The 24,118-nt window shown below is 39.2% G+C and carries 24 protein-coding genes, 1 tRNA gene, 1 other RNA gene and 2 pseudogenes; 8 read left to right on the plus strand and 20 right to left on the minus strand.

The window, feature by feature from the left end:
* Positions 1–21: 21 nt before the first annotated feature.
* Genes AC3E6G_RS06940 through AC3E6G_RS06950 form a run of 3 tightly spaced genes read right to left on the minus strand, consistent with a single transcriptional unit; the run spans position 22 to position 2,149 of the window.
* Entirely contained in the window at positions 22–564 is a 543-nt protein-coding gene (locus tag AC3E6G_RS06940; protein WP_490700721.1) for a hypothetical protein, read from the minus strand.
* Between the two features lie 22 nt (positions 565–586).
* Positions 587–1,660 carry a site-2 protease family protein gene (locus AC3E6G_RS06945; RefSeq protein ID WP_490700722.1) on the minus strand — a complete coding sequence of 358 codons (1,074 nt, stop codon included), beginning with the start codon at positions 1,658–1,660 and terminating at the stop codon, positions 587–589.
* Positions 1,661–1,678: 18 nt separating this feature from the next.
* On the minus strand, positions 1,679–2,149 hold the full coding sequence (locus AC3E6G_RS06950; protein WP_023027600.1) for a DUF3013 family protein: 471 nt from the start codon (positions 2,147–2,149) through the stop codon (positions 1,679–1,681).
* A gap of 114 nt (positions 2,150–2,263) precedes the next feature.
* On the opposite strand from AC3E6G_RS06950, the gene AC3E6G_RS06955 reads away from it, so the two are divergent.
* The 6 genes from AC3E6G_RS06955 to AC3E6G_RS06980 all read left to right on the plus strand — a co-directional run bounded on the left by AC3E6G_RS06955 (position 2,264) and on the right by AC3E6G_RS06980 (position 6,106).
* The gene (locus tag AC3E6G_RS06955; protein WP_490700723.1) at positions 2,264–3,535 is read left to right on the plus strand and encodes a replication-associated recombination protein A; all 1,272 of its coding nucleotides are present in this window, start codon (positions 2,264–2,266) and stop codon (positions 3,533–3,535) included.
* 66 nt (positions 3,536–3,601) lie between these two features.
* Positions 3,602–3,795: non-coding RNA, 6S RNA (gene ssrS, locus AC3E6G_RS06960), on the plus strand.
* 2 nt (positions 3,796–3,797) lie between these two features.
* Positions 3,798–3,870: transfer RNA gene (locus AC3E6G_RS06965), tRNA-Lys, on the plus strand.
* A 95-nt stretch (positions 3,871–3,965) separates the two neighbouring features.
* Positions 3,966–4,382: a helix-turn-helix domain-containing protein gene (locus AC3E6G_RS06970; protein WP_225305933.1), complete on the plus strand. Its 417-nt coding sequence runs from the start codon at positions 3,966–3,968 to the stop codon at positions 4,380–4,382.
* 218 nt (positions 4,383–4,600) lie between these two features.
* Complete coding sequence (locus AC3E6G_RS06975; protein WP_048691578.1) at positions 4,601–5,116, plus strand: DUF308 domain-containing protein; 516 nt, start codon at positions 4,601–4,603, stop codon at positions 5,114–5,116.
* Positions 5,117–5,689: 573 nt separating this feature from the next.
* Positions 5,690–6,106 (plus strand): helix-turn-helix domain-containing protein, encoded by a 417-nt coding sequence (locus tag AC3E6G_RS06980; RefSeq protein WP_366961779.1) that lies wholly within the window; start codon positions 5,690–5,692, stop codon positions 6,104–6,106.
* 69 nt (positions 6,107–6,175) lie between these two features.
* Here the strand turns inward: AC3E6G_RS06980 and AC3E6G_RS06985 are convergent, their stop codons facing one another.
* The 12 genes and pseudogenes from AC3E6G_RS06985 to AC3E6G_RS07040 all read right to left on the minus strand — a co-directional run.
* Entirely contained in the window at positions 6,176–6,772 is a 597-nt protein-coding gene (locus tag AC3E6G_RS06985; RefSeq protein ID WP_195563767.1) for a conjugal transfer protein, read from the minus strand.
* Positions 6,769–7,443 (minus strand): ATP-binding cassette domain-containing protein, encoded by a 675-nt coding sequence (locus AC3E6G_RS06990; RefSeq protein WP_045613439.1) that lies wholly within the window; start codon positions 7,441–7,443, stop codon positions 6,769–6,771. The genes AC3E6G_RS06985 and AC3E6G_RS06990 overlap by 4 nt, the downstream gene beginning before the upstream one ends.
* The gene (locus tag AC3E6G_RS06995) at positions 7,444–9,612 is read right to left on the minus strand and encodes a hypothetical protein (RefSeq protein WP_490700724.1); all 2,169 of its coding nucleotides are present in this window, start codon (positions 9,610–9,612) and stop codon (positions 7,444–7,446) included.
* A gap of 107 nt (positions 9,613–9,719) precedes the next feature.
* Complete coding sequence (locus tag AC3E6G_RS07000) at positions 9,720–10,025, minus strand: lactococcin 972 family bacteriocin (protein ID WP_366961714.1); 306 nt, start codon at positions 10,023–10,025, stop codon at positions 9,720–9,722.
* A gap of 211 nt (positions 10,026–10,236) precedes the next feature.
* On the minus strand, positions 10,237–11,322 hold the full coding sequence (locus tag AC3E6G_RS07005; protein ID WP_195324323.1) for a sensor histidine kinase: 1,086 nt from the start codon (positions 11,320–11,322) through the stop codon (positions 10,237–10,239).
* Positions 11,315–12,013, minus strand: coding sequence for a response regulator transcription factor (locus tag AC3E6G_RS07010; protein ID WP_366961713.1), 699 nt, complete (start codon positions 12,011–12,013; stop codon positions 11,315–11,317). The genes AC3E6G_RS07005 and AC3E6G_RS07010 overlap by 8 nt, the downstream gene beginning before the upstream one ends.
* Positions 12,010–12,222, minus strand: coding sequence for a helix-turn-helix domain-containing protein (locus AC3E6G_RS07015; RefSeq protein ID WP_195324391.1), 213 nt, complete (start codon positions 12,220–12,222; stop codon positions 12,010–12,012). The genes AC3E6G_RS07010 and AC3E6G_RS07015 overlap by 4 nt, the downstream gene beginning before the upstream one ends.
* 561 nt (positions 12,223–12,783) lie before the next feature.
* On the minus strand, positions 12,784–13,047 hold the full coding sequence (locus tag AC3E6G_RS07020; RefSeq protein ID WP_048717558.1) for a SemiSWEET family transporter: 264 nt from the start codon (positions 13,045–13,047) through the stop codon (positions 12,784–12,786).
* Between the two features lie 86 nt (positions 13,048–13,133).
* Positions 13,134–13,398: pseudogene (locus AC3E6G_RS07025) on the minus strand (transposase); the annotation flags it as partial.
* Between the two features lie 80 nt (positions 13,399–13,478).
* The gene (locus AC3E6G_RS07030) at positions 13,479–13,604 is read right to left on the minus strand and encodes a hypothetical protein (protein WP_431978933.1); all 126 of its coding nucleotides are present in this window, start codon (positions 13,602–13,604) and stop codon (positions 13,479–13,481) included.
* Between the two features lie 175 nt (positions 13,605–13,779).
* Complete coding sequence (locus AC3E6G_RS07035) at positions 13,780–15,099, minus strand: glycoside hydrolase family 32 protein (RefSeq protein ID WP_048717552.1); 1,320 nt, start codon at positions 15,097–15,099, stop codon at positions 13,780–13,782.
* A gap of 9 nt (positions 15,100–15,108) precedes the next feature.
* A pseudogene (locus AC3E6G_RS07040) lies at positions 15,109–15,627 on the minus strand (carbohydrate ABC transporter permease); the annotation flags it as partial.
* Between the two features lie 203 nt (positions 15,628–15,830).
* On the opposite strand from AC3E6G_RS07040, the gene AC3E6G_RS07045 reads away from it, so the two are divergent.
* Positions 15,831–16,934, plus strand: a complete 1,104-nt coding sequence (locus AC3E6G_RS07045) for an ABC transporter permease (RefSeq protein ID WP_490700725.1) — start codon at positions 15,831–15,833, stop codon at positions 16,932–16,934.
* Position 16,935: 1 nt separating this feature from the next.
* Positions 16,936–17,625, plus strand: coding sequence for an ABC transporter ATP-binding protein (locus AC3E6G_RS07050; protein WP_061564667.1), 690 nt, complete (start codon positions 16,936–16,938; stop codon positions 17,623–17,625).
* 191 nt (positions 17,626–17,816) lie between these two features.
* Here the strand turns inward: AC3E6G_RS07050 and AC3E6G_RS07055 are convergent, their stop codons facing one another.
* From AC3E6G_RS07055 to AC3E6G_RS07075, 5 genes are all read right to left on the minus strand, one after another.
* Complete coding sequence (locus AC3E6G_RS07055) at positions 17,817–19,142, minus strand: sensor histidine kinase (RefSeq protein WP_140814530.1); 1,326 nt, start codon at positions 19,140–19,142, stop codon at positions 17,817–17,819.
* Positions 19,139–19,792, minus strand: a complete 654-nt coding sequence (locus tag AC3E6G_RS07060) for a response regulator transcription factor (RefSeq protein WP_140814529.1) — start codon at positions 19,790–19,792, stop codon at positions 19,139–19,141. The genes AC3E6G_RS07055 and AC3E6G_RS07060 overlap by 4 nt, the downstream gene beginning before the upstream one ends.
* Before the next feature lie 72 nt (positions 19,793–19,864).
* Positions 19,865–21,241, minus strand: a complete 1,377-nt coding sequence (locus tag AC3E6G_RS07065) for an ABC transporter permease (RefSeq protein WP_048789497.1) — start codon at positions 21,239–21,241, stop codon at positions 19,865–19,867.
* Between the two features lie 12 nt (positions 21,242–21,253).
* Positions 21,254–21,886, minus strand: a complete 633-nt coding sequence (locus AC3E6G_RS07070) for an ABC transporter ATP-binding protein (RefSeq protein WP_009731296.1) — start codon at positions 21,884–21,886, stop codon at positions 21,254–21,256.
* 15 nt (positions 21,887–21,901) lie between these two features.
* Positions 21,902–23,164: an ABC transporter permease gene (locus AC3E6G_RS07075; protein ID WP_140814528.1), complete on the minus strand. Its 1,263-nt coding sequence runs from the start codon at positions 23,162–23,164 to the stop codon at positions 21,902–21,904.
* Positions 23,165–24,118: the final 954 nt, after the last annotated feature.

Consider the following 24,118-nt stretch of genomic DNA (forward strand, 5'->3'; position numbering starts at 1 on the left):
TACTCTCTAGGAAAATACGAGCTAGCTTTCTTCGATTACTTTTTGGCACTCTGCATCCCAGTATGCTTGCCATCTGCCATGTTTTTTAGCAAAATAAACCGTAAACTCATCATTTACATAATCTGCAACATAGCGAAGATTAGGCGGATTTTCCTCAAAACTTAATACCCAAGGATGGAAGTAAAAGGTTTTCTCCCACCTCTTCTGAGTATAGCCGAGATCCTTAGCATACTGAGGGATGGGTTGTTGCAACTCGCTTTCCAAATGGGACTGAATGGCATTATCAATACTATTTAAACGAGCTAATAGTTGTTGAAACTGCTCTTCCTCTTCCGTCTTAAAACCAACTAGAAATTCAAATTCCGCAAAATCTTCAGGAAATTCAAGTTCTGTGATTTTCCCATCCTCTGCGTAGCGTCCCTCCTCATTAACGAGGCGACGAGTTCCAAACTTCAATACTCGATCGAAATCTAGATCCGCAAAGCGATTGCGAGGAAGGATCGACTCATGCTCTTGAGATTTTTGGGATTTTTTACTAAATAACCGCTTAAATATCTGAAGCATCGTACAGCTCTCTTTCCTTTTCTCAGCTCACCTGAGTCTGTTCTACCTGTATTGCTTGTTCCAACTCATCTAACCACTGCTGGTAATAGGCTTTCTCATCCCGCAACATGCGACTTACATCCATCTTCTGTCTAGCAAGCTTGATCGCCTTGTGTGTCTGGGCCAAATCCTTTTTGACCTTAAATTGATACCAAGCTTGGACCGCCTGTATATTGGTCAATTTCATCGACAAAAAAGACTTGACTCGTCGAATGGTCGCGTACTCCTCTGCTTTCTCATCATCTCCTTCCAGCAAGGCGATATGCAGTAGGGATAACTGAGCAGCCGTTTGAATCATCGGATTATCTGCTCTCTCCAGTAAAGCCTGAAACTGCTCCTTAGCCGCCTTGCGATTGCCCTCTAGAATCAAGACTTCTCCCTGAAGGGCTAAGGCACCCTCCACAAAGCCTCCTTGCGCCTCCTCAGGAACAGGTCTAACAAAATCTTTTAGATCGTAATCTTCTGGTGCTAGCAGGGTCTGAGCAGAATGGCGCAATCCTAGATAAGCATAGGTTACATTTTCAGGATGGCGCATCAATTCTAAAATTTTAGCTCCATCTGTAATCCCAAGGGGGAGAGCATTAGCCAAAATGAAGGAGAGATTAAGACAAATCCAAGTGCCTGCAAAATACCAACTCTGTGTCAGAACTCCAAAGAGGATGGATAAGATGAGTAAGGTCAAATGAACCAATATCCCACCTGAAAGCATCAAGATCATTCGTTGGTCACTTTCATCCTCTTTTAGTCCAATATACTGGGCGCCGACATTTTTCAGAACTGCCGTGCGGCTAAGACGAAACTTCCCTGCTTTTTTAGTCAGGAGAAAATTTCCCAAGCCTAAAGCGACGAGCCGATAGCCCGTCAGATAGCCACAAAAAGCATGCCCCAATTCATGGAGAATGAAAATGAGATACATGCTAGAAAAAGTGAAGAGATAGCCCGGTACAAAAACCAGTTGAAAACCTAACTCCGTAAAGGCGATCGTCCCCAAGGAAAAAGCCCCCATCAAGAGAAGAAAGGACAGGCCGTAAACCAGATAGATCCCAATTTTTTTCATAAACTCTCCCACTCGTTTCTAATATCTCGGATAAGGGTAAAAAGTACTTTCTTCTAGGCCAACTTTCCCTTCTTCAAAGACTTCTTGGTTCCAGACAATCTCAAAGCTCTCTGCTTCTTCGTCTGCTAAGAAATCCATGAGGTCATCCAAGGCCAGCTCGGCTGTATCTTTGAGGAAGGTCGCAAAATAAGCTAGAAACTCTCGAGACAAGCCTTTTTTCGGCTCATACGGAAGGGCTGTTAAATAGGCATCTTCTTCCACATGCGACTTGGCTGGATTGTAGAAGATGACGGCTTCTTCAAAGAAGATATCCTCGTCAGACTCTTCACCCGACTCATCGACCAAAGCAACCCCTCCTGTGTTTTGTACTTCCAAGAGAAAAGCCACTTCTACCGCATGATTCTTCTTATCCCAATTGATCTCAAAGTCAAAGGGAAAGACCTTTTCCATTTCCTCTTCTAAAACATCCAAAAATCCATATTTAGACATCGTGTCCTCTTTCTAATTTCCCACTCTTAGAGCGGAATATGATACAATAGTTACTACAATCTTACCATAAAAACTGCCTCTTTTAAAGGAGACAAAGCTAGAAAGGAGACCCTCATGCCGGACAATCTCGCCCTGCGCATGCGACCCAAAACCATCGACCAGGTCATCGGCCAAGAGCACCTCATCGGGGAGGGAAAAATCATCCGCCGCATGGTGGAGGCCAATCGTCTCTCGTCCATGATTCTCTTTGGCCCACCAGGGATTGGCAAGACCAGTATTGCTTCTGCCATCGCGGGCACGACTAAGTATGCCTTTCGGACCTTCAATGCAACCGTCGACAGCAAAAAACGCCTGCAAGAGATCGCAGAGGAAGCCAAGTTTTCAGGTGGCTTAGTCCTGCTTTTAGATGAGATCCATCGCCTCGATAAGACCAAGCAAGATTTTCTCCTGCCTTTATTGGAGAGCGGTCTGGTCATCATGATCGGCGCAACGACTGAGAATCCTTTCTTCTCCGTGACGCCTGCCATTCGCAGTCGGGTACAGATTTTTGAGCTGGAACCCTTGACCAATGAACAGGTCAAAGAGGCTATCCAGTTGGCACTGAGCGACTCTGAGCGGGGCTTTGACTTTCCTGTTACCCTCGACGAGGAGGCCTTGGATTTCATCGCCACTTCGACCAATGGAGACCTGCGTTCTGCCTATAACTCTCTCGATTTAGCCGTCCTCTCTACCAAGGAAGGGGAGGATGGCGTTCGCCACATCAGTCTCGACATCATGGAAAACAGCCTCCAGCGTAGCTACATCACCATGGACAAAGATGGAGACGGCCACTATGATGTGCTCTCTGCCCTTCAAAAATCCATCCGCGGATCCGATGTCGATGCTAGTCTTCACTACGCCGCACGCTTGATCGAAGCGGGTGATCTGCCCAGCTTAGCTCGTCGCTTGACAGTCATTGCCTACGAAGATATCGGTCTGGCCAATCCAGATGCGCAGATCCATACGGTAACAGCCCTTCAGGCAGCGGAGCGCATCGGCTTCCCCGAAGCCCGCATCCTCATCGCCAACATCGTCATCGACCTAGCCCTTTCACCTAAGTCCAACTCGGCCTACGTCGCCATGGACAAGGCTTTGTCTGACCTCCGTAAGTCAGGCAACCTTCCTATCCCCCGCCATTTACGAGATGGCCACTATGCCGGAAGCAAGACCTTGGGGAATGCTCAAGACTACAAATACCCCCACAATTATCCTGGTAATTGGGTCCAACAGGACTACCTGCCAGACAAGATTAAGGGTACCTCCTATTTCACTCCTAATGAAAATGGCAAATACGAGCGAGCCCTAGGGACGACAAAAGAGAAGATTGATCAACTCAAGAAAAGGTGATATCGGTTCCAAAAAATTGAGATTTTCCCTTGAAATTTTTTTGAAATATGGTATCATATACATATAGAAACGCTGTGGTGTACGACTTCACACTTAAGTGTTGACCGACTATTTTTTGTATTATTAGGGAAACAAAGGACTTCTAACAGCATGCAGGCCGTATCACGCGGAAGCAGCTTCAGTTAGAGCAAGTTGCCCACCTGCTTAATTGCGCGGGTTCAATACAAACCGTGAAGTTTCGGCACCAATACAGCTTTTTTTTGCCTCCTTAGCTCAGTTGGTAGAGCAGTAGACTCTTAATCTATGGGTCGCAGGTTCGAGCCCTGCAGGGGGCATCTAAATCAACAGGAAAAAGCCTTGATTTATAAGGCTTTTTTGCTTGTCTATAACTGATTTGCCCCATCATTTGCCCCACATTTTTTTATGAGCAATCTTTCCAGACATCTCTGATTACGAAAAACAAAAAAGCTATCCTACCTTTGCAAATTTGGATAAGATAGCAGAATATTTTAATGCAACTCCAACCCAACTATTTGGAACTAGTAAAGAGATTGAGTTAGAAAAGAGTGTTCTTGAATCTAATGAATACTCTGATAAAGTAAGTGAGATTTTAAAAGCTGTCAAATACATCGAAGATTTTCTAGAAACTGATGGACAGTACTTAGAGGATTTACTTTACTTAACAAGAGGCAACCAACTATACACAGAAGATGGAGATGAGTTGTATATTGATCCAACTTCTCAGAAAAGAACACTTCATAACCAATATGAACCTGGTTTTATTGAAGCAAGGGATAAATCTCCACTAGAACTCTTAATTGAAAATAAGGAATTGTTTGATAAATAGAAAAAGCGAGGATAACCTCGCTTCAGATTGAAGTTAAAATCTTTAGAAGACACTTTTATAAGGACTTTGTCTTCAATCTGTGAAAAGGAGTGAAAACTCCTTTTCTTTTTGTAAGTCAGACTGAAACTTCCAAATTGTTTATTTATTTTATTGACATTTTCTATAAAAATAAGTACAATAGTTTTATTAGCAAACTATACTATATAGGGGGTATTGAAATGAAATTTTCTAATCGTTTACTGCTATTCCTTGCAGGAGTTGTTTTTGTCCTTTTAGGACTTTTCCTATTTACAAACCCAGTAGCTAATCTTGTTGCTTACAGCTGGTGGATTTCATTTGGTTTACTGGTTTCTTCTATAGCAGCTATTTTAGGCTATTTCTCTGCACCAAAAGAGCTTCGCTCACCTGTTCATCTTTTCCAAGGATTTGTTAGTCTTCTCTTAGCTCTTTACCTCGTTGCTTATGGCTTTGTGACCCTGCCGGTCGTCATTCCGACCATTGTAGGAATTTGGTTAATTGTAGAAGCCATTATTGCTTTCTTTAAAGGCAATCGTCTAGGATTGATTTTCCCTATTATTGGTAGCAATATCACGTGGGTAGCCTTGCTTGAATTTTTACTAGGTCTAGTGATTCTGTTCAATCCAGTGGCTACAGGTGTCTTTGTCGTTTATGTCATTGCCTTTTCATTTTTAGTTACTGGCTTCACCTACATTATTGAGGCCTTTCGTAAATAGTCTAGTTGCTATTTCTATCGCATTCAAAAAAGCTGGGAAATCATATTCTCAGCTTTTTCGTCTCTTTAATTATCACTTTTTCGCATTCCATTCTGCGTAGAATTGCTCCAAGTATTCTTCCAAAAAGTGATGGCATAGTGCTCTAGCATTCGATAAGTTGCAATAATAACCGGTCGAGAACGGGGCATCGACTCAATCATACCGAAAATAAAAGAGCGAATGTTATCTGCAAAAAGAAAGCTTAGATTCTTTGCGATTTCAACAAAAAAAGCACTGTTTGTACTGACCCCAAAAAGTTAGACAAGTAATTTAAGTGAAGGATTTAGTTCTGTATTTCACAGGACTAATGTAAGTGGCTCATTTGGACTATCCTCCTGTTTTGTTTTGTCACTTACAGTATAGTCCTTTTAGGCTTTTCTTGTATTTTGAGTTTAACTAGCACCACGGGTATTATTTTTCCTTTTACTTACCAGATAGAAGTTAAAACTTAATTGAAAAGAACCATTTAATTTAACTAATGAGAGAAATTTTCGAAAAAAAATTAACAGACTGAAGAGACTGAGGTAATTAGGAATCGGTAAACAGTCCATCTCTGACTACGAAAAACAAAAAAGCTATCCTACCTTTGCAAATTTAGATAAGATAGCAGAATATTTTAATGCAACTCCAACTCAACTTTTTGGAACGAGTAAGGAGATTGAATTAGAAAAGAGTGTTCTTGAATCGAATGAATACTCTGATAAAGTAAGTGAGATCTTAAAGGCTGTCAAATACATCGAACATTTTCTAGAAACTGATGGACAGTACTTAGAGGATTTACTTTACCTAACAAGAGGCAACCAACTATACACAGAAGATGGAGAAGAGTTGTATATGGATCCAACTTCTCCGAAAAGAACATTTCATAACCAATATGAACCTGGTTTTATTGTAGCAAGAGATAAATCCCCACTAGAACTCTTAATTGAAAATAAGGACCTATTAGATTAAATAAAAATAGCGAGGATATGAACTGCACCCCAAAAGTTAGACAGAAAAAATCTAACTTTTGGGGTGTTTTTAATCATTAAATATAAGCCAACTATCTATTTTATCTTTTGGTTTTTCCCAACTTGCAATAACACGTATTCCTTTCATTTCTGTACTGGAAATACCTAATTTTCCGCCTTTTCCTAATAAATATAATGTATATTGCGAATCAGTATTTGCTTCATAAGAACCCTTGATAAATTTTTCATCTGTACTAACTTTCCAAGCATCTAATCTAGGAATACTAATTTTTATATCTGTTTTTTGAGCAGCTATATCCAATGATATTTCTCCTTCTTTAATTTCCCTTATACTTACTTCTTTATTCTCTTTTAAATCTATTTCCCCTGACTTTGCTATGATTCCATCTTTAGATACTACAAAAACAATAGCTTTGTCTTGTTTTTCTTTGACTAGATCTTTTGGAAAATAAAATTTTTCTCCATTTGTTCTATTCAAAATACATTTTTTCCCCATCGCAATACCCACTGTATCTATTTTTTCTTTTGTTTCATTTTTTACTGTAAATGCAACATCAATATCATCACTATTTCTGTTCATGTAAAAGAATAAACCACAAATGCACAGTGCTATAACCGGTACTAATAAAGCAATCTTCTTTTTCATCTTAACACCTCCCTTATAGCTGACTTTTCAATAATATAATTCTTATGTGCTACTTTTTCAAAGTCCTTATCATGACTTACAACTACGATCGTCTTACCTTCATCATTTAATCTAATAAGTGTATCGATTACAATTTTTTTATTCTCATAATCAAGAGAACCTGTCGGTTCATCCGCCAACATAATTTCAAACGGTTTTATCATATTTCTTGCAAGGGCTACCCTTTGCTGTTCTCCACCTGAAAGTTCATAAACCTTCGATTTTAATTTGTCTGAAATGCCCATTTTATTCAAGGCAGCTTCTATAAGATTTTTCTTATTTTTTTCTTGATTGTATTTGGCAGCAAGCATCATATTTTCCTCAACCGTCATTTTTTCCACCAAAGCAAAATTTTGAAATAAATAAGCAATTTTTTCTCTGCGTAATAGCTCTCCTACTTTAGGATCTTTTATAGGATCTCGATTTGAAAAACAGGTTACACTACCACTATCATAATTTTCTAATGTCCCAATTATATTCAAAAGTGTTGTTTTTCCTCCTCCACTCTTCCCAAAGATACAAACAAAATCTCCTTTATAAATATCCAAACTAATATTTTCCAAAATACTGTGTTCTCCATATTTCTTAGAGACATTTCTTAAGGTTATTTGCAATTCCTTTTCTTTTTGCATTTAACACCCCTCCTTTAACCTAAGTACAATGCTTCTTTCACTTTTCTTTAGTTGTAAAATTTCTATGCCAAAACATATAAAGCTTCCACAAATACCTATTATTAAACTAATCAAAAGTTTAGACATACTCCAACCATCTCTTGGTATAAACAGTCCAACATCACTTATTACTCCTGTTAGCATAATAACCATAAATAAAATAATAATACTTATGATATAACCAACGATATTTTCAATAATTTTCTTATGATGTATATCAAAAAATCCATATCCCAACAACCTAGAAACATCTATTCGTTGTCCATGATTATAAAAATATGTTTCTTTATCTATTTTTAATAACGTTGCTAAAATAACAATAGATAAGACAAGACCAATAACATATATACTTGCCTCCATCTTATATTCGTCTATTCTTGAAACTATATCATCGTAGACTGAGCTGATAAAGAGTATAAACGGCTCAGATTCTGTTTCTTCAATTATGTCCTTCAAACTCTCGTATCCTCTACTAGGCTCTTTAACATATGGATGTAGCTGCCCATTTACTAAAGATGATAGTTTGATTCCATAATCTGGGAGTAATTCTTTCCCATTTACTGCTACCAAAACATAATTTTTCAAGTTTGCTTCATCAATTCTTTTGCCACTATCAAAAGAAAATACACTTTGATTATCTTTCAGCCTTACATATGTTTCTATAATTGTACCTTGTTTTTTTATATTTTGAAAAATATGATCTTCATGAATTTTTTCTTTGTCAAATTCAGTAATTTTAACATCTTCTGGAACAAAAACAATCCACTCATTTTCATGTATTTTATATTGTTCTATTTTATTCATATCTTTATCTAAGAGATTAGCAATATGTAAATAATTTTTATTTACATAGGCATAATTGCCTTGAAACGGTTGTTGATTTAGATACTCCTCATCATCATTCATTCCCTCTTTTCTAACGTTTGGAGCATTAAATAATATTGCTCCACTATCGTCCAAACTATTCCATAAGTTATTCAGCTTTGGAATAACAATCTCATGGAACTTATCACCATCTTTTTCATAACTCCAAGACCATGCACAAGCCATATTTGCATAATACTTTGAGCTTTCCCAAGTTGGAATGTATTGTTTCATACTCGAGTAATCAGCGAGTCCTAAAATACTTACAATTGCTAAATAAAGAACCATAACAATCGACCCTGTTTTTATAAAAAAAGAACTTCTATGATAACTTCTTCTATAACCTTTCAATAAGGCAATAACATTAATTCCTTTTAATTTAAGATAAATCAATATAAACTCTATTGATATTAGCCCCCCTATTATAAAAGCAACTAAAATAAGAATTGTTTTCATTGATATCATAAATCCTAAAATATCACTAGGAGCAACTAAATATCCTATAATTCCAATCGTCAGTACAAGTCCCACTATTGCTGGTATTGCAAGAATATTTAAAACCTTAGAAATAGCTAAAGTTAATTTGTCGTATCCTAGTAAAATTGATATCGATAATTCCTTTGAAAGCATCCCATTATAAATAATTAGACAAAAAACAGTAGCTACAAATATAATAAAAATCGTAAGCATATATAGATATGCTTGTTTTTGTGTGAATTCACTAGAAACAATAAAATCCTGATTAACCACGACTTCTGTTTTTAATTTTTCATTTTGATTTATTTCTTCAATAAACTTATTAATATTTACTTCCGTACCTCTTACATGATAATCCCCATTAACTTTTTCCTTGCTGACGTTTTCAAAAGGAATTAAGCTTATATCTTTTGACGTGAGCAAACTCATTGATTTTACATTCTCAAAATCATTCAATTTGTCTTTGCTATCAGCAATAGATATATTTCTAAAAGATTTCTTGAACCATTCAGAATCATTTAGATGAATGTAAATCTTTATTTTTTGTTTATCAAATCTACTATTCTTAGGAATATATTCTTCCTTTATGAAGCTTAAATCATTTTTATTGGCTATTTTCTGCAATTCAATTATTGTTTTATCAGCTATTTCTGGCTTTGTTACAATGTTTACAGTAGTATTAAACTCTTTTATGAATATATTTAAAAACATGCCGTCTGAATAGAAAAACTTTCCTACACCAATCATTATAATTAGTAAAATTACCAATATACCCACTGTTTTTTTCATTCTGCATCATCTCCAACTTTATAAAAATAGCAATTATGAGTAATGCCATAATGCTAAAATAACAACGTGGCAACGCTCAAACTCATTCAACTATTTTTTATTTATTGTTATTTAACATCAGCCCAATCCCTATTACCACTTAAAGCTTTTTCCCAAGAAGCTTCTGCTCTACTTCCAGAGCTTGTAAAACCCGAATAAGAGAATTGACCACCAACACCTTGTACTGTAGTTTTATGTGTTTTATTATTGTGATCGTATTTAGACCAAACATATCGACTACCTACACCATGTCTCCATTTTCCACCTAAAAAACTTTTCCATCCGCTATCATAACTGAACAACTTTGGCTGAGTATAATCTTCTTCAAATACTTTAACTTTTTGTAAAATTTTTCTTCCGAATAAAGTTTTCAAAAACTCTACTCAATCTCCGTTCCTATACCTATGAGGATTATTGTAATTCATAAAACTCCACCTCTATTTTATATATTTATAATCACAGATGATGATTCAAATTAATAATTCCATTCAAATATAAAAGAGCTATCCTTACTTATATTATAGAATAGCTCTTTGCTTTATACTTAACGGTATCTTTGAATAATTCTTGCGTTTTCTTTGCGATTTAATTTAATCTATATGGAAGTATTACTTTAGCACAAACTCTTTTATTCTCCTCTCCAATTTCAAAATTTCCACCCAAGTGTTTTACAATGTCACTTACAATTGTAAGTCCAAGTCCCGATCCATTATTGCTTATTCGTCTTGATAAATTTCCCCTATAAAACTTTGAAGTAACCATATTCCAATTCACATTTAAATTTGGAGAAACATCGTTTATAACACTTATTTTTAACATTCCATTAATTTCCTCAACCTTTATATTTATGCTTGTTCCTTTCACAGAATAATTAACTGCATTTGTAATCAGATTCTCCATTATTCTAAGTAAAAGTTGTGGTTCCGTTTTAATCTTACTGTTTTCCAAATTTAAAAACTCCAAAATTAAAAGATGATCTTTTATAGATAAACTTTTTTCTTCTTCCCACTGGCTAAAAAAAATTTTTATATCTACATCCATTAAATTTAGTGGAATTTCATTTAAATTGAATTTTAAATATGAAAAAAAATCTTCACATAAACGATTTAAATATTTTATGTTCTCATATATAACATCAACAAACTTGTTTTTTTGTTCTTCAGAAAGATTTTTTTCGTCTTTTAATAGTGTTATATAACCTATCATATTCGCAAGAGGAGTTTTTATATCATGAGCTAAATACGTTAGCAGATCTGTTTTTTCTTTATATACCAGTTCATACTCCTTTTCAAGTTCTTTTTGGTAATTATGAAGTTCTATAAACAAATCTCGTTCCTTTGATAATGACTCATGAAATGGTATTAAATCTTTATCTTCACTTCTAAGATAATTCAGTCCAGACTCAAAATATTGATTATATACATAAAACCTTTTTTTCTGTATTATAAATGTTCCTATCAATATAGTAAGCGCCCCTAGTAAAAGTATTATATATTTACCTATTTCAAAATAAAAGGAAGCAAATTTATCTAATGGCAATTCTGGATTTACACTGTCAACAAAAAAATTATCCATTATTTTGTAAATAATGAAAAATAGGATTGTACTTAAAAATATCCATAGTATTTGATAAATAATACCTTCCACAAAAAAACTTTTTTGCTTACCCATTGATTTTATACCCCACTCCCCAAACGGTTACTATGACTGATTTTAACCCAATCTTTTCAAACTTACTTCTAATTCTTCTTACATGAACCATAACTGGATTAACTTCATTTTCTAACACCTTTTCACCCCATATTTTATAGTGTATATCATCCATATTATACACTTTACCAGGTTCTTCCATAAGCAACCACAAAATATCAAATTCTTTTGGTGTTAGTTCAATCTCTATATTACCATAGTAAACTTTATGTGTTTTAATGCTAATCTTTAAATTATTAACTTCTCTATCACAATTAATTGTATTTACAATATTTTTTGTAAATACATAACTTCTTCTAAAATGAGAATTAATTCTCGCAATCAATTCAGATGGTTCAAACGGTTTTACGATATAGTCATCTGCACCTATATTCAATCCTTGCACTCTATGAAAAGAATCTTCTAAGGCAGTAAGCATAATGATTGGCATAGTGGACGTTTCTCTTATCTTTTTGCATATTTCAAATCCATTTATATCAGGAAGTAAAATATCCAATAATATCAAGTCATATTTATTTTTTTCAAATTCCTCTAACGCCTCTTTTCCAGTATGAAAAATGCTGATTTTCCAATTCTCTGATATTAAATAAATCTTTATAAGCTCTGCTAAGTTAGTATCATCTTCTACAAGCATTATTTTCATTTCAGTCATTCATTTCCACCCTCCTTAAAACTAAATACATCATTTGGAGTACATTCCAATGCATTACATATTTTTTCCAAATTTTTAAGTGTGATTGGCTTATTTTTTCCCATCTGTGCCATGACATTAGTTGTAATCTGTGCAATAACAATAACTTCTGTTTTCTTTAATCCCTTTTTGGCGAGTTGTATCCACAAGGGTTTATAATTTAATGCTATGCCGTTTCCTCTTTTCTTTAGATATAATTTTTATGTGTATTATACCATAACCATTGAGTACACTCAATTTTTATTTGAGGATTTGGTTTCATACTGATTTTTATTTATAACAACACTATATATCTAGTATGGCATAATCATTAGGTATTATAGGTTTTTCAAACCAAATTAGAAACCTTTATGAGTCATTCGTTTTTGCCCCATTTTTGCCCCACTTTTAAATCATGTCATTAAAAATACCTAAAAGTACTTCCCTAAAATCAGCTATATTTCAACATTTTTGATTACTTTCAATATAAAGATTTCTTACAAATCCATGCAGGGGGCATCTAAATTAACAGGAAAAAGCCTTGATTTACAAGGCTTTTTTGCTTGTCTATAACTGATTTGCCCCATTTTTAAATCATTTCATTGAAATTACCTAAAAGCACCTCCCGAAAATCAGCTATATTTCAATATTTTTGATTACTTTCAATATGAAAAATTCTTACAAATTCATGCAATAGGCAGAACAAAACCAGCAACTTTTTTATGAAGTTGCTGGTTTTGTTTATATAATTTTTATAAAGAAGTAATAAAAGTTAAACCACCTAATATCACTCCCGCTGCATTGGGAATGATGAGAATCCAATCTTTTTTAGGTTCTTTTGTCCAACCATAGATTACCCAAATTAAACAAGAAACTGATGCGAATAGTGGTTGGAATGGTTGAGCTTTTTCTCCTTGTAAGTTAGCGATAATTTGTGGAATATATGCAATAAAGACAAGAATCCCAATAAAAGCTCCAATAGATCCGACAAAGCGATTAATTTTTTGTTTAGACATATAATACCTCCTGACGTTTTATTATCTCAGAAAGGAAAAATACTGTCAATAATTATGTGTAAAAACTCTAGTAGAGTTATGAAGTTTTAATCAAATAAGCTTTCAAGTGTGTCAGAACATTGGCCAAACCCTTTACGGATTCGCTGACTTTGCTTGAAATTATAATACTAGGTAACGGTCCAGAGCCTCCTCGTTAGGAAAAAAAACCTTCTTTTTCGTTTGACGTTTGATTTCTTTGTTAAGAGACTCAATGAGGTTTGTCGAATAAAGGCTGTGCCAAATCTGGTAGGGAAACTGATAAAAAGTTAAAAGATTATCCGGATTCTCCAGACTTTCCATGACTTTCCTATATTTGGTTTCAAATTTCCATGAATACGTTCCATTACGACTAGTCCCAGAATTATAGCCTACTTTTTCATAGGGCTCATACCCTAAAAAGGCTGATAGCTCTGCTTGAAGCAGGCATTCATAGCTGTTTCAAGAGAAGAACGAAAAATATCATCAATATCTTGCTTTTGAGCTAGGAAATTAAGCAATTCTGTGGTAAATCGAGTCATAGGAATAAATCTCTTTCTAGTAATGTGTTGCAACTCTACTATAACGGATTTATTCCTTTTTGTGTTTACACAACTTATTTTACACTACCCTTTCTCTACTATCCATTCAAACAAAAAAATCTCTTTCCACATTCATAGAAAGAGAACTTTTTCTTTAGGAGAAATAACTTAATTTTTAATCGATTCGGGTTAGCTCAGCTGGCACTGTTAAGTAATAGGTTGCTGTCAAGCTGGCTTCACCTTGATTGACAAAAATCTCGATGGAATTTTTATCAATAAATACTTCCAATTCTTTAGCCTCTACATCTACATAGCGGCGGCTCGTATCTTCTTCCTCTTCACCGAGGATTTTCTGAGCCAGATGACTACGGTCGATATAGACTTGCTTGGCAGTGCTATCATAACCAAACTCTACATAATCTGTATCGCTTCCCAAACGATAACGCTGATCACCATCAATTTGAATCTGATGGTCCCCATGCTTGATAGGAGTTTGAAATAACTTCCCATCCTTCAATCGAAGTACACGCGGTAAGGTCATGGCACATGCCCACTTGTGGCCTTGGTCATGGGTTGGAAGGGTACGACCCCATGTCTGCATCCATGCAATCATAATACGACGACCTTGATCATCCTCTAATGATTGTGGTGCATAGAAATCTTGACCATGGTCGATTTCTTCTACTTTTTCTGGAATGAACTGTTTAGCTTCCCAGTCTACTTTACCTGTTACCAAAACAGAAGAATTGATATTGTGGTAAGAATCACCCTCACGTTGATAACGCATTGGTGACATGATAATGCAGTCTTTTCCATCTAACTCGAAGTAGTCTGGACATTCCCACATAAAGCCTTGATGTTCTACTCCTTTTAAAAAGATGGATTCGAACTGCCACTCTACTAGGTTATCGGACCCTAGTAGAACGACACAGCCCACACTATCTTTATGTTTGGCAGCAACTACTGAATAATAGCGTCCCTCTTTTTCAAAGAGTTTTGGATCACGGAAATCAGAGGCAATTAATTCATCTGGCAAGTCTGCTCCTGTCGCAACTGGATTTTGGTCAATCTTTTCAAAGTGAATCCCATCGTCTGAAAATGCCATATTTTGCACTTGACGGACACCAGTTTCTTCCTCAATATGACCAGTATACATGAGCCAGAGACGACCGTCTTTGACAATAGCTGAGCCTGAGAAGCAACCGTTGCGGTCGTAGTCTTGGTCAGGTGCAAGTGCAACCGGCAAGTGATCCCAAGTCACCAAGTCCTTACTTTTAGCATGTCCCCAATGCATTGGCCCCCAAGCACTATCATAAGGATAAAATTGATAGAAGAGATGGTATTCTCCACGAAAATAGACAAATCCATTCGGATCATTGATCCAACCAATCTCAGCTGAAAAGTGGTCCTCAGGTTTATATTGTGTATTGACCAGATGTTTATTTTCTGCTATAAAACGATTGGCTTTTTCTACTGTAAATTTTTTATTTATCATAAGTATATCCTATTTTATTCCCGTTCCGGAACCACCCAGACCTTGAACAATATATTTCTGAGCGATAACATAGACCAAAATTAACGGAATCGTTGAAATAGTTAATACAACCATTACCTGATTGATATAAACTGGTTGAGTTGTATTAATAGTTGTAGTTGTAATTGCAACCTGCATTGAAAATTTAGAAGAATCTGTCAAAACCATCAATGGTCAAATATAATCATTCCAACTTGACATAAATGACAAAACACCAACTGTGGCAACTGCAGATTTAGACATTGGAAGCATAATTCTAAAGAAAATTCTAACGATACTTGCTCCATCCATCTTTGCAGACTCGAGAATTCCTTCCGGAATTGCAATAAAGAAATTCCTAAATAAGTAAATATTGAATACACTCGCCAATCCTGGAATAATAACCGCAAGACGATTATTGACCAAACCTAAGGAATTGATAATGGTAAATTGTGGAATTAACACAGTTTCTACTGGAATAATAAATAAAGCAAGTAACCACTTTAAAAGGTTCTTAGTACCTTTGCATTCTACAAGTTTTAACAAGAATTGTCAAGGTGATACAGGCTGAAAATTTTGAACTCGCACTTTTTACATCCGTTTCCCCTTCCCCAAACACCATCCCCATATTATCCCTCCACTTGTGGTATGATGGTAGAGTATGTTTAGGTGCCAAGCTACTTGAGCACCTCCGTGCTAAAAGGAGAACGAATATGAAAATCGCATGGAATGAAATTAAATACCAGCCCAAGAAGTTTATCCTGATTGAACTCCTCATTACCATTCTCATGTTTATGGTGGTGTTCTTGTCCGGTCTGACAAATGGACTGGGGCGGTCGGTATCGGCCCAAATCGATAACTATGGGTCGCTGCACTACATCCTTTCGACGGATTCAGAAGGGATTATCCCCTTTTCAACTATTACGGCGAAGGATTTAGATGAGGTCCAAAAGATAGAAGGGATGGACTATTCTGGCTTGTCGATCCAACGGGCAACTATCTCAAAAACAGAGGATTCCAATACTCTGGACATCACCTACTTCGCAACCGACCACAATGAAGAAGAGATCCTCAATCCAATCATGGAAGATACAGACCTCAAGATCTCCGACTTAAAGAAAAACGAGGTCATTCTGGACCATTCTTTCAAAGAGGATGAGGGAATCCAAGTCGGCGATCAAGTGATCGATAAAACTTCTAAGCAAAAACTCAAGGTCGTGGCCTTTGCGACAAATGCTAAATACGGCTATAGTGAGATTGGCTTTATCAGCTCGGAGACCTACACAGGCATGCGGCAAAAAACAGATCCAAGCTATCAATGGCAAGCCCAAACCCTTGTGACCAAGAAAAGCATCACTTCTAGCAATCTAGCCAGTAACTTAATGGTGGCAGATAAGAAGCAAGTGATCGATAAAATCCCTGGCTACAAGGCTCAAAACCTGACGCTACGGATGATCACGTGGGTGCTCTTACTCGCTTCTTCTGCTATCCTTGGAGTCTTCTTCTATATCCTCACCCTGCAGAAGTTGAAACAATTCGGCGTCTTAAAGGCCATTGGCATGTCCATGAGCCAGATCACCTATGTCCAACTATCTCAGCTCACCATCATCTCCCTCATCGGAGTACTGCTGGGGCTTGGCCTGGCAACTATGATGGCGCCATTTTTACCCAATAGCGTCCCTTCCTTTATGACCCTGAAAGACAACCTCACCATCTCGGTTAGCTTTATCCTGACCTCTATCTTGTGTGGTGCCTTGTCCCTTGTCAAAATCAAAAAAGTAGATCCAATCGAAGTCATTGGTGGAAATGGAGAATAAGATGGCCATTATCGCATTAGAAAATATCAGAAAATCCTACGCCGATGGCAGCCAGATGCACCATGTCCTCAATCAACTGAATTTAAGCGTCGAACCCAACGAATTTGTCGCGATCTTGGGCCCTTCAGGATCCGGTAAATCCACTCTCTTAGCTATCGCTGGTTTACTCTTATCAGCGGACGAGGGGCGGATTTCTATCGCTGGCCAAGACCTAACCGGCCTCAACCAAGGCCAGTGGACGCAAAAACGTCTGGAATTGCTCGGCTTTATCTTTCAAGATCACCAGCTCCTCTCCTATATGAAAATCGGTGACCAGTTAGAACTGGTAGCCAAATTGAAGGGGGAAAAGGACAAGAAAAAACGCCAAGAAGAAGTCAAAGCCTTGTTGGCAGATCTGGGCATCGAAGCTTGTTACCACCAATACCCGAATCAGATGTCCGGTGGGCAAAAACAACGGGCAGCCATCGCTCGGGCCTTCATCGGAAATCCGCAGGTCATTTTAGCCGATGAACCAACCGCTAGCCTAGACCCAGATAGAGGGAAAGAAATCGCCCAGTTGATCCAGAAAGAAGTCAAATCCAAAAACAAGAGCGCCATCATGGTGACCCATGACCGCTCCATCCTGACCTATGTGGATACCATTTATGAATTAAAACACGGCCAATTACTAAAGGTCGAAAAAGTTGATTAAATACAAAAAGAGGCTGGGACAAAAGTCCTAGCCTCTCAATTGTCTTTGCATTGTCGAGCAAGACGCAGTGGTTGAGTGGGTTCTACTACGCTGATTTCATCAGCTTTTATAGCCCTACTCAACTATGCGGAGGTGGGACGACGAAATCGAATTCTAACGAATTACCGATTTCTGTCCCTCTCTCTATTTTTTTATTCTTGAGGATCTTTGGGCAGTTCCATACGGAAGCGCAAGCCCATAGCCGTTTTATCAAATTGGTAGGCCAGTTCTTCATGGTCTAGCAAGTGTTGGACCACGAAGAGTCCCAAGCCGCCTTCCTTCTTCTGGCGACTAGCGGTCATTGGAATTTCAGCGGTCTCTACCATTTCCTGGCTGGTATTTTCAACCGCCAAGTGCGTCCCTTCTTCTTCGAGACGGAGCTGGATCTCTCCACCGGCATCCGAATGCTTGACGGCATTACTAATGACATTTGAGAGGACCAATTTCAGAATCGCTGGGTCCATATAGACTGGTTTGGCTGGGATCTGATTGTCAATCGTGAGCGAGCGAGATTGAGCCAAGACCTTGTACTGGTCGAGGATCTGCTCTAAGACCTGATCCAGCTGGATCCACTCCTTGTCTCCGGCTAGTTCTTGGACAGAGGACAGAGATAGAATTTCCAGAACAATCTGGTTCATCTCATCGACGATATCGAGAGAGACCGACAGATAGCGGTCCCGATCCTTGTAGCGGCCGATCTTATCCCGCATATTTTCTAGGATAATCTTCAAGCTGGCCAGAGGAGTCTTGAGCTCATGCGAAGCCCCTCTTAGAAATTCGACCTTCATCTGCTCCAACTTCAGATTTTCCTGTTTCTGCTGCTCTAGATTGTCGATCACCTCTAAAAGATGGTGATAGAGGTCGTTGATCTGTTGCTTGAGAACGCCGATCTCATCCTGCGAATGAATGGGAAGACTAGCTGTCCGATCCAGCCGTTTCATTCGCTTGGTCATCTGCTTGATCTCCAGGATCGGAGCAGAAATAAGGCGGGCATAGAGATAGGAGGCAATCAGTGACAGAACAAAGGAAGCAAGGAGACTATAGGGAAGAAAGCCCAGACTGATGTCCCGCGCTTCCTTTTGCGAATCGACGGTCGCGAAGAATTGCAAGGTTAAGTCTTTCCCTTCCTTGGTCTGAATCTTTCGCTCTTCAATGACCAGGGAATTGTTCTGGCTATCAGGGTTCAGGAGCAGGTCATCCTTGACCTCTAGGGCATTTTGTTTTTGCTTTCCTTTGATAGACACCTTGATATCATTGGTCTTGGAATAAAGGTCGATGACTGACTCAATGGTCCCTTCTTCCTGGCCCTGGAAACTCTTAGCCAGGGCTTGTGATTTCTTCAAAATCGTCTGGCGCTGGGACTCGATATAGGTCGATGGAAAAATAAAGTAAACCGAAGCATGTAGAAGGATGACTAAGCTACTAAAAAGGGCAAAGGTAATCAGAAAGATTTTTGCAAAGATACTCCGTTTGGTCATGGTCTCTCCAATTTATAGCCGACATTGCGTACCGTAACGATACAGTCCAGCTCCAGTTTTTTTCGTAGTTCCTTGATATAGACATCGATCACCCGGTCAAAAGGAATCTCCTCCGTCTCCTTCCAAACGGCATCGAGGATTTGAGAGCGGGTCCGGGCCTTGCCCTCATGCTGGAGCAAGTATTCCAAGATTTCCAACTCCTTGGCATTCATGGAAATGGCTTGGCCTGCTAGGCTGGCTGTGTAGCTCTCAAAATCCACCCGTGCCTCTCCATAGGTGAAGACCCGGGAAGGTTGAAGCTTTTTAAAAATAGCTTCGATACGGACCTTCAAGAGGGACAAGGAGAAGGGTTTTTCCAGGTAGCCATCTGCCAACTCTCCAAAGGCTGTCAACTTATAGTCTTCGTCATGGAAGGCCGTCAGCATAAGGACAGGGACTGAGCTGGTCTTCCGGATGGTCTTGAGCACTTCCAAGCCATTGAGGATAGGGAGCTGGATGTCCAGCAAGACCAGATCTGGTATCTCTCTGAGAAAGAGGTCCAGGGCCTCCTGCCCATCACCTGCTTCAAAGACCTCATAGCCACATTCCATGAGATAGTCGCTCATCCCTTCGCGGATCAGGACTTCATCTTCTACGATTAGTATCTTCATACACTTTCCTTTTATCTAAGAAACTTCTTCTACCTCCTATTATACCCTATTTCTATTTTAGGAAACAATCTCTTATTCGACATCCACCAAGAGTTCCTTTGGTTTCTTATGCAAGAGCCATTGAGAAGAAAGGATGGAAACCAGGATCAAGAGGAGCCCACCGACCAAGACAATCACCAACAATTGGCTCGGTTGGATATCCATATGGATATCAGTCAGGGTCTTACTGAAGCTTTCTGCCTCAGCTCCTCCACCAAGGTTGGCTGCAGAGGATTCTTGAGCCATTTGTTTGGCAATGCCACTGGTTACGTTCTTAAGCACCGTATCTCCGACTCCTTTGGCAAGAAGTCCTGCAACTCCATAGGAGAGGAGGAAGGCTGGGATGGAAATCATGACTAATTCTGCCACGAATTGTCCCGCAATCTGCACCTTAGAAAGTCCTAAAGCCAGCAAGATACCCACTTCTCTGCGACGGGCATTGAGCCACAAGACGAGGAGAAGGGTGAGAAGCAAGCTAGCAAAGATGAGGCTACCGATAAACAAGTAGTCCGCCACTTGGAACATGCTGCTGATCGATTTTTGCAAGGCTGGGTAGTTGGAAGAGCTCTTAACCAAGTCAAAGTAATTCCATGGGATATCCAAGGCTTTGATTTTTTCGATTAATTTATCGAGGTCTTGATCCCCTTTGGCAAAGAAGGTCGCATCCTCATAGGTAGCTGTTTGAACAGTATTGCCATAGAGCTTGGCAGCTGTATCTAGGTCAGAAATGAGGGTATCTTCATACAATTCTTGGGCGTAAGTTAGAGGAGCTTGGTTCTTCCCTGAGAACAGACCTTTAATGGTTACTTCGACAGTTTCATTAGCCCCTTTTTCATTGTCAGCATCGTAGAGATTGGACTTGAGACGCACCTTATCGCCCACCTTGAGACCATTCTTTTTCGCCAAATCTTCGTGCATGAGGATTTGGTTTTTGTCCTTGTCTGTCAGGTGCTCTCCTTGGACCAGCTTGTAGGCTCCAGAGACAAACTTATCTTCTTTAGAAGAGTCATTGACCCCTGTCACCATCAAGGTGTTCTTAAAGTGCTTGGCCCGCTCTGGAGATTGATTTTGCAGGGTTTCTTCAGTCTCAATAATCTCGTGGTCTAGGATATCTGCGATGGCATTGATCCGCTTGATGGAGGAGGTGATCCCCTCTACCTGGCTGATTTTTTCGATATCTTCTCCTCTGAGATTCCCAGCTCCCCGAGGGGTTCCTGGATTGGTCCTGCGGTTGATCTGCATGGAGAAGCTATTGGTGATGGATCCCAGGCTTTCCGATGAAGCTTGTTGGGTCGCTCCCTTCATGGAGAGTCCAATCAAGCTCAAGGTCCCCATGAGGAGAATGATGGCAAAGAGCAAGAGAGACTTGGGCCATTTACGTGTGATATAAGCAAAAGCATTTCGCAACATAGCATTCCCTCCTTACTTGCTCTTCTCAACGAGGCTACGGCGACTCAATTCCAAGACCACATCGGAGGCCTCTGCCACTTCCTTACTGTGGGTGACGACAATGACACATTTTTGACGTTCCTTGGCCAACTTCTTCAAAATGGCAATAATGTCACCGGCTGTCTGTTCATCTAAGTTTCCTGTCGGCTCATCTGCCAAGATGACAGGTGCTTCTGAAACGAGCGCACGCGCAATGGCCACCCGCTGTTGTTGTCCTCCAGATAATTGCAGGACATTGCGTTTGATTTGCGTTTCGTCCAATCCCAATTCCAAGAGAATCTCTTTCCCAGCCTGTTTGTTAACCAGACGGACATTTTCCAGTGGCGTCAAATAATCGATTAGATTGTAATTCTGGAAGACCAGGGAGACATGGTGCTTGCGGTGGTAGCTAGACCCTTTGGTCTGGATGTCCTCCCCATCAAAGAGAACCTGACCCTTCTTGGGATTGTCCAGACCAGCCAAGAGGGAGAGGAGGGTCGATTTCCCAGTTCCTGACTGACCAATAATACTGTAAAATGTCCCATTTTCGAACTGATAGTTCACATTTGAGAGGATATCTTCACTATAGCTTTGGTAACTATAGGCTACATTCTTGAGTTCTAACATATGTGTCATTTCTCCTTAACTCATTTTTGTTAATATTTCTTTTGGGGTCTTGCGCCAGATCATGCTGGTCGTTACACCGAGCGACAGAAGGATCAAGCACAAGAGGCTAGCATAGGCGATTCCTAAGGAAAGGCCTTGAGGGACTTGGTTGAGCAAGTCTAGGGTCTGCTGTTGACCCGTCTGTCCGACAAACTGCTCTAAAAAACGATGGCTGACCATCCGCCCGATGAGAAAGGCTGGGATCACCGCTAGTAAGGATACCAGCACCACTTCCAAGAGGAACTGTCTAAAGATCCGGCCCTTGCTCTTCCCAATGGATAAGAGCACCCCGATTTCATGGATCCGCTCCCGTGTCCAGAGACTGAGTAAGAGCGATAGAGCACCTGCTCCCGTCACTAGGAGGACGATCATCATGATCCGTACCAGGCCTTCTAGGGTCTGGGAGGATTCTTTCATCTGGTCAAAGGCCTTGCGATCTTCGACCAAACGGAGAGACTGCCAATCCAGATCCAAGCTTTTGACTTGCTTCAAGAGGGCATCGATTTTCTCAGGATCTTTGACGCCAAAGGTGACCTGGGTCACTTCTTGCTGACTGAGACCTAGGAGCTTGGTCGCATCCTCATAAGGGAGGTAGACTTGGTTTTCACTCAGATCTGAGGTCATCCCTGTGAATTTTTCCTGTTTCTTACCCGAAAAAATGCCAACGATTTTAAAGGTTTGCTCTTTGGCAGGAGTCTCTCCCATCTGAAAGCTGGATAAAGTCAAGGAATCTCCGACCTTTAGCTTGTTCTTCTTAGCCAACTCTTCGTGGATCAAGATCTGGCCGCGAGCCTGATCGGATAAGTGCTTGCCTTGCACCAGTTGGAAACTACCACTGCGGAAATCCAGGTGCTGGTCTGTCTTCTGGGTGAAAACAGCGCCTAGCGCTTGCTTGGCTTCCTGCCCCAAATCGTCCCGCTCTACCGACTGCTGTCCCGTCACCGCTTCTTTACCAAGAATGCGAACGGGACTTTCATATTGAGGAACCATGGCTCCCACCCCAGCTAGTCGCTGCACCTTTTCAGCCTCCTTCAGCGCAAAGGGAGTATTCCCCTGCTTACTGGTCAGGGCAAAACTGGTCCCAGCCGACTGTTTGATATGGTCCTCCAGCCTTCCTCCTACTTGCATCAGTGAAAAACAGAAATATAAGCAAGAGAGGATCAAGAGGAGAATCAGAAAGAGAACCAGATTCCTCGTTCTTTTTCGAGTAATATAGGCAATTGCCTGTTGTAAGAGCATGAACTCACCCTCCATTTCAAAGCCCACAGCAATACAAAATGGGCGCTTTCATCATTTGTTATAGTTATTATAGAAAAGAAATGTGAAATGTTTATGAAATAGAAAAAAACTCCCCCAGAAAAATCTGGAAGAGCCTTAGCAAGGGGTGGATGAAAAAGTTTAATATGAAAAAGGTCGATAAAAATTAAGAATCAAAAAGTTTTAATTTATTCGATCAAGTTTTTGTCTTTAGACATGTATGTGGGAAGTATTCCCCCCTTGCTCTAGTGTAGAACATTTATCTACTTCCTATATTTTAACGCATCTTTGTTACAAAATAAAGGAATTTGTATTGCATTTTTGTTCCAAATATCGAACAGGCAGGTTACTTCAAAATACCAACTATCTATCCACCAGCTTCAAAGGTTATTCTTCCCTTAACATCACTATATGTAAACAAAAATCCGCACCTCAAATAACTGCTCTGATCCTCATCGGATTGATCTTAGTTTCTTCAAGAAAGGAAACCGAACTGTAGAAAAAACAGGCTTCAGCCAAATTTATTTCACAAACTTTCGTAATATATATAAATATGCATCCTTCTGCCACAAAGAAAAGATTAGAATAATCAGTTCATCCAATGATTGATTGAGGATTGGAGACTTGCCAACCTCTTTGAGCTAGTAAGATGATTAGGCACTTTAGTACCAATCTTTTACACAGGTTACGACGCGAAAAAGGGAGGAACGATACTTTCCTCCCTTTGAGCTAGTAAGACGTTTAGCCAAACCGCCTGATAGCGGTTGGCGTCAAATGATTAGAGGCATAGTCTCAATCAAACACACAGATTACGACAGAAAATAAAGAAGGCCGATAATGCCTTCTTTGTTTTCTTAGTAAGATGATTAGGTAGACCGCGACATAGCGGCTACCGTCCAATGATTCGGTGCTTTAGCACCAATCATTGGTATCAGA

Source organism: Streptococcus sp. SCPM-O-B-23252 (M501), from assembly GCF_058200355.1.

Excerpts from the sequence above, each read along its gene's own strand:
- AC3E6G_RS06940 (WP_490700721.1), bottom strand. The coding sequence starts at position 564 with ATGCTTCAGATATTTAAGCGGTTATTTAGTAAAAAATCCCAAAAATCT.
- AC3E6G_RS06945 (WP_490700722.1), bottom strand. The coding sequence starts at position 1,660 with ATGAAAAAAATTGGGATCTATCTGGTTTACGGCCTGTCCTTTCTTCTC.
- AC3E6G_RS06950 (WP_023027600.1), bottom strand. The coding sequence starts at position 2,149 with ATGTCTAAATATGGATTTTTGGATGTTTTAGAAGAGGAAATGGAAAAG.
- AC3E6G_RS06955 (WP_490700723.1), top strand. The coding sequence starts at position 2,264 with ATGCCGGACAATCTCGCCCTGCGCATGCGACCCAAAACCATCGACCAG.
- AC3E6G_RS06975 (WP_048691578.1), top strand. The coding sequence starts at position 4,601 with ATGAAATTTTCTAATCGTTTACTGCTATTCCTTGCAGGAGTTGTTTTT.
- AC3E6G_RS06985 (WP_195563767.1), bottom strand. The coding sequence starts at position 6,772 with ATGAAAAAGAAGATTGCTTTATTAGTACCGGTTATAGCACTGTGCATT.
- AC3E6G_RS06990 (WP_045613439.1), bottom strand. The coding sequence starts at position 7,443 with ATGCAAAAAGAAAAGGAATTGCAAATAACCTTAAGAAATGTCTCTAAG.
- AC3E6G_RS06995 (WP_490700724.1), bottom strand. The coding sequence starts at position 9,612 with ATGAAAAAAACAGTGGGTATATTGGTAATTTTACTAATTATAATGATT.
- AC3E6G_RS07005 (WP_195324323.1), bottom strand. The coding sequence starts at position 11,322 with ATGGGTAAGCAAAAAAGTTTTTTTGTGGAAGGTATTATTTATCAAATA.
- AC3E6G_RS07010 (WP_366961713.1), bottom strand. The coding sequence starts at position 12,013 with ATGACTGAAATGAAAATAATGCTTGTAGAAGATGATACTAACTTAGCA.
- AC3E6G_RS07020 (WP_048717558.1), bottom strand. The coding sequence starts at position 13,047 with ATGTCTAAACAAAAAATTAATCGCTTTGTCGGATCTATTGGAGCTTTT.
- AC3E6G_RS07030 (WP_431978933.1), bottom strand. The coding sequence starts at position 13,604 with ATGACTCGATTTACCACAGAATTGCTTAATTTCCTAGCTCAAAAGCAA.
- AC3E6G_RS07035 (WP_048717552.1), bottom strand. The coding sequence starts at position 15,099 with ATGATAAATAAAAAATTTACAGTAGAAAAAGCCAATCGTTTTATAGCA.
- AC3E6G_RS07045 (WP_490700725.1), top strand. The coding sequence starts at position 15,831 with ATGAAAATCGCATGGAATGAAATTAAATACCAGCCCAAGAAGTTTATC.
- AC3E6G_RS07050 (WP_061564667.1), top strand. The coding sequence starts at position 16,936 with ATGGCCATTATCGCATTAGAAAATATCAGAAAATCCTACGCCGATGGC.
- AC3E6G_RS07055 (WP_140814530.1), bottom strand. The coding sequence starts at position 19,142 with ATGACCAAACGGAGTATCTTTGCAAAAATCTTTCTGATTACCTTTGCC.
- AC3E6G_RS07060 (WP_140814529.1), bottom strand. The coding sequence starts at position 19,792 with ATGAAGATACTAATCGTAGAAGATGAAGTCCTGATCCGCGAAGGGATG.
- AC3E6G_RS07065 (WP_048789497.1), bottom strand. The coding sequence starts at position 21,241 with ATGTTGCGAAATGCTTTTGCTTATATCACACGTAAATGGCCCAAGTCT.
- AC3E6G_RS07070 (WP_009731296.1), bottom strand. The coding sequence starts at position 21,886 with ATGTTAGAACTCAAGAATGTAGCCTATAGTTACCAAAGCTATAGTGAA.
- AC3E6G_RS07075 (WP_140814528.1), bottom strand. The coding sequence starts at position 23,164 with ATGCTCTTACAACAGGCAATTGCCTATATTACTCGAAAAAGAACGAGG.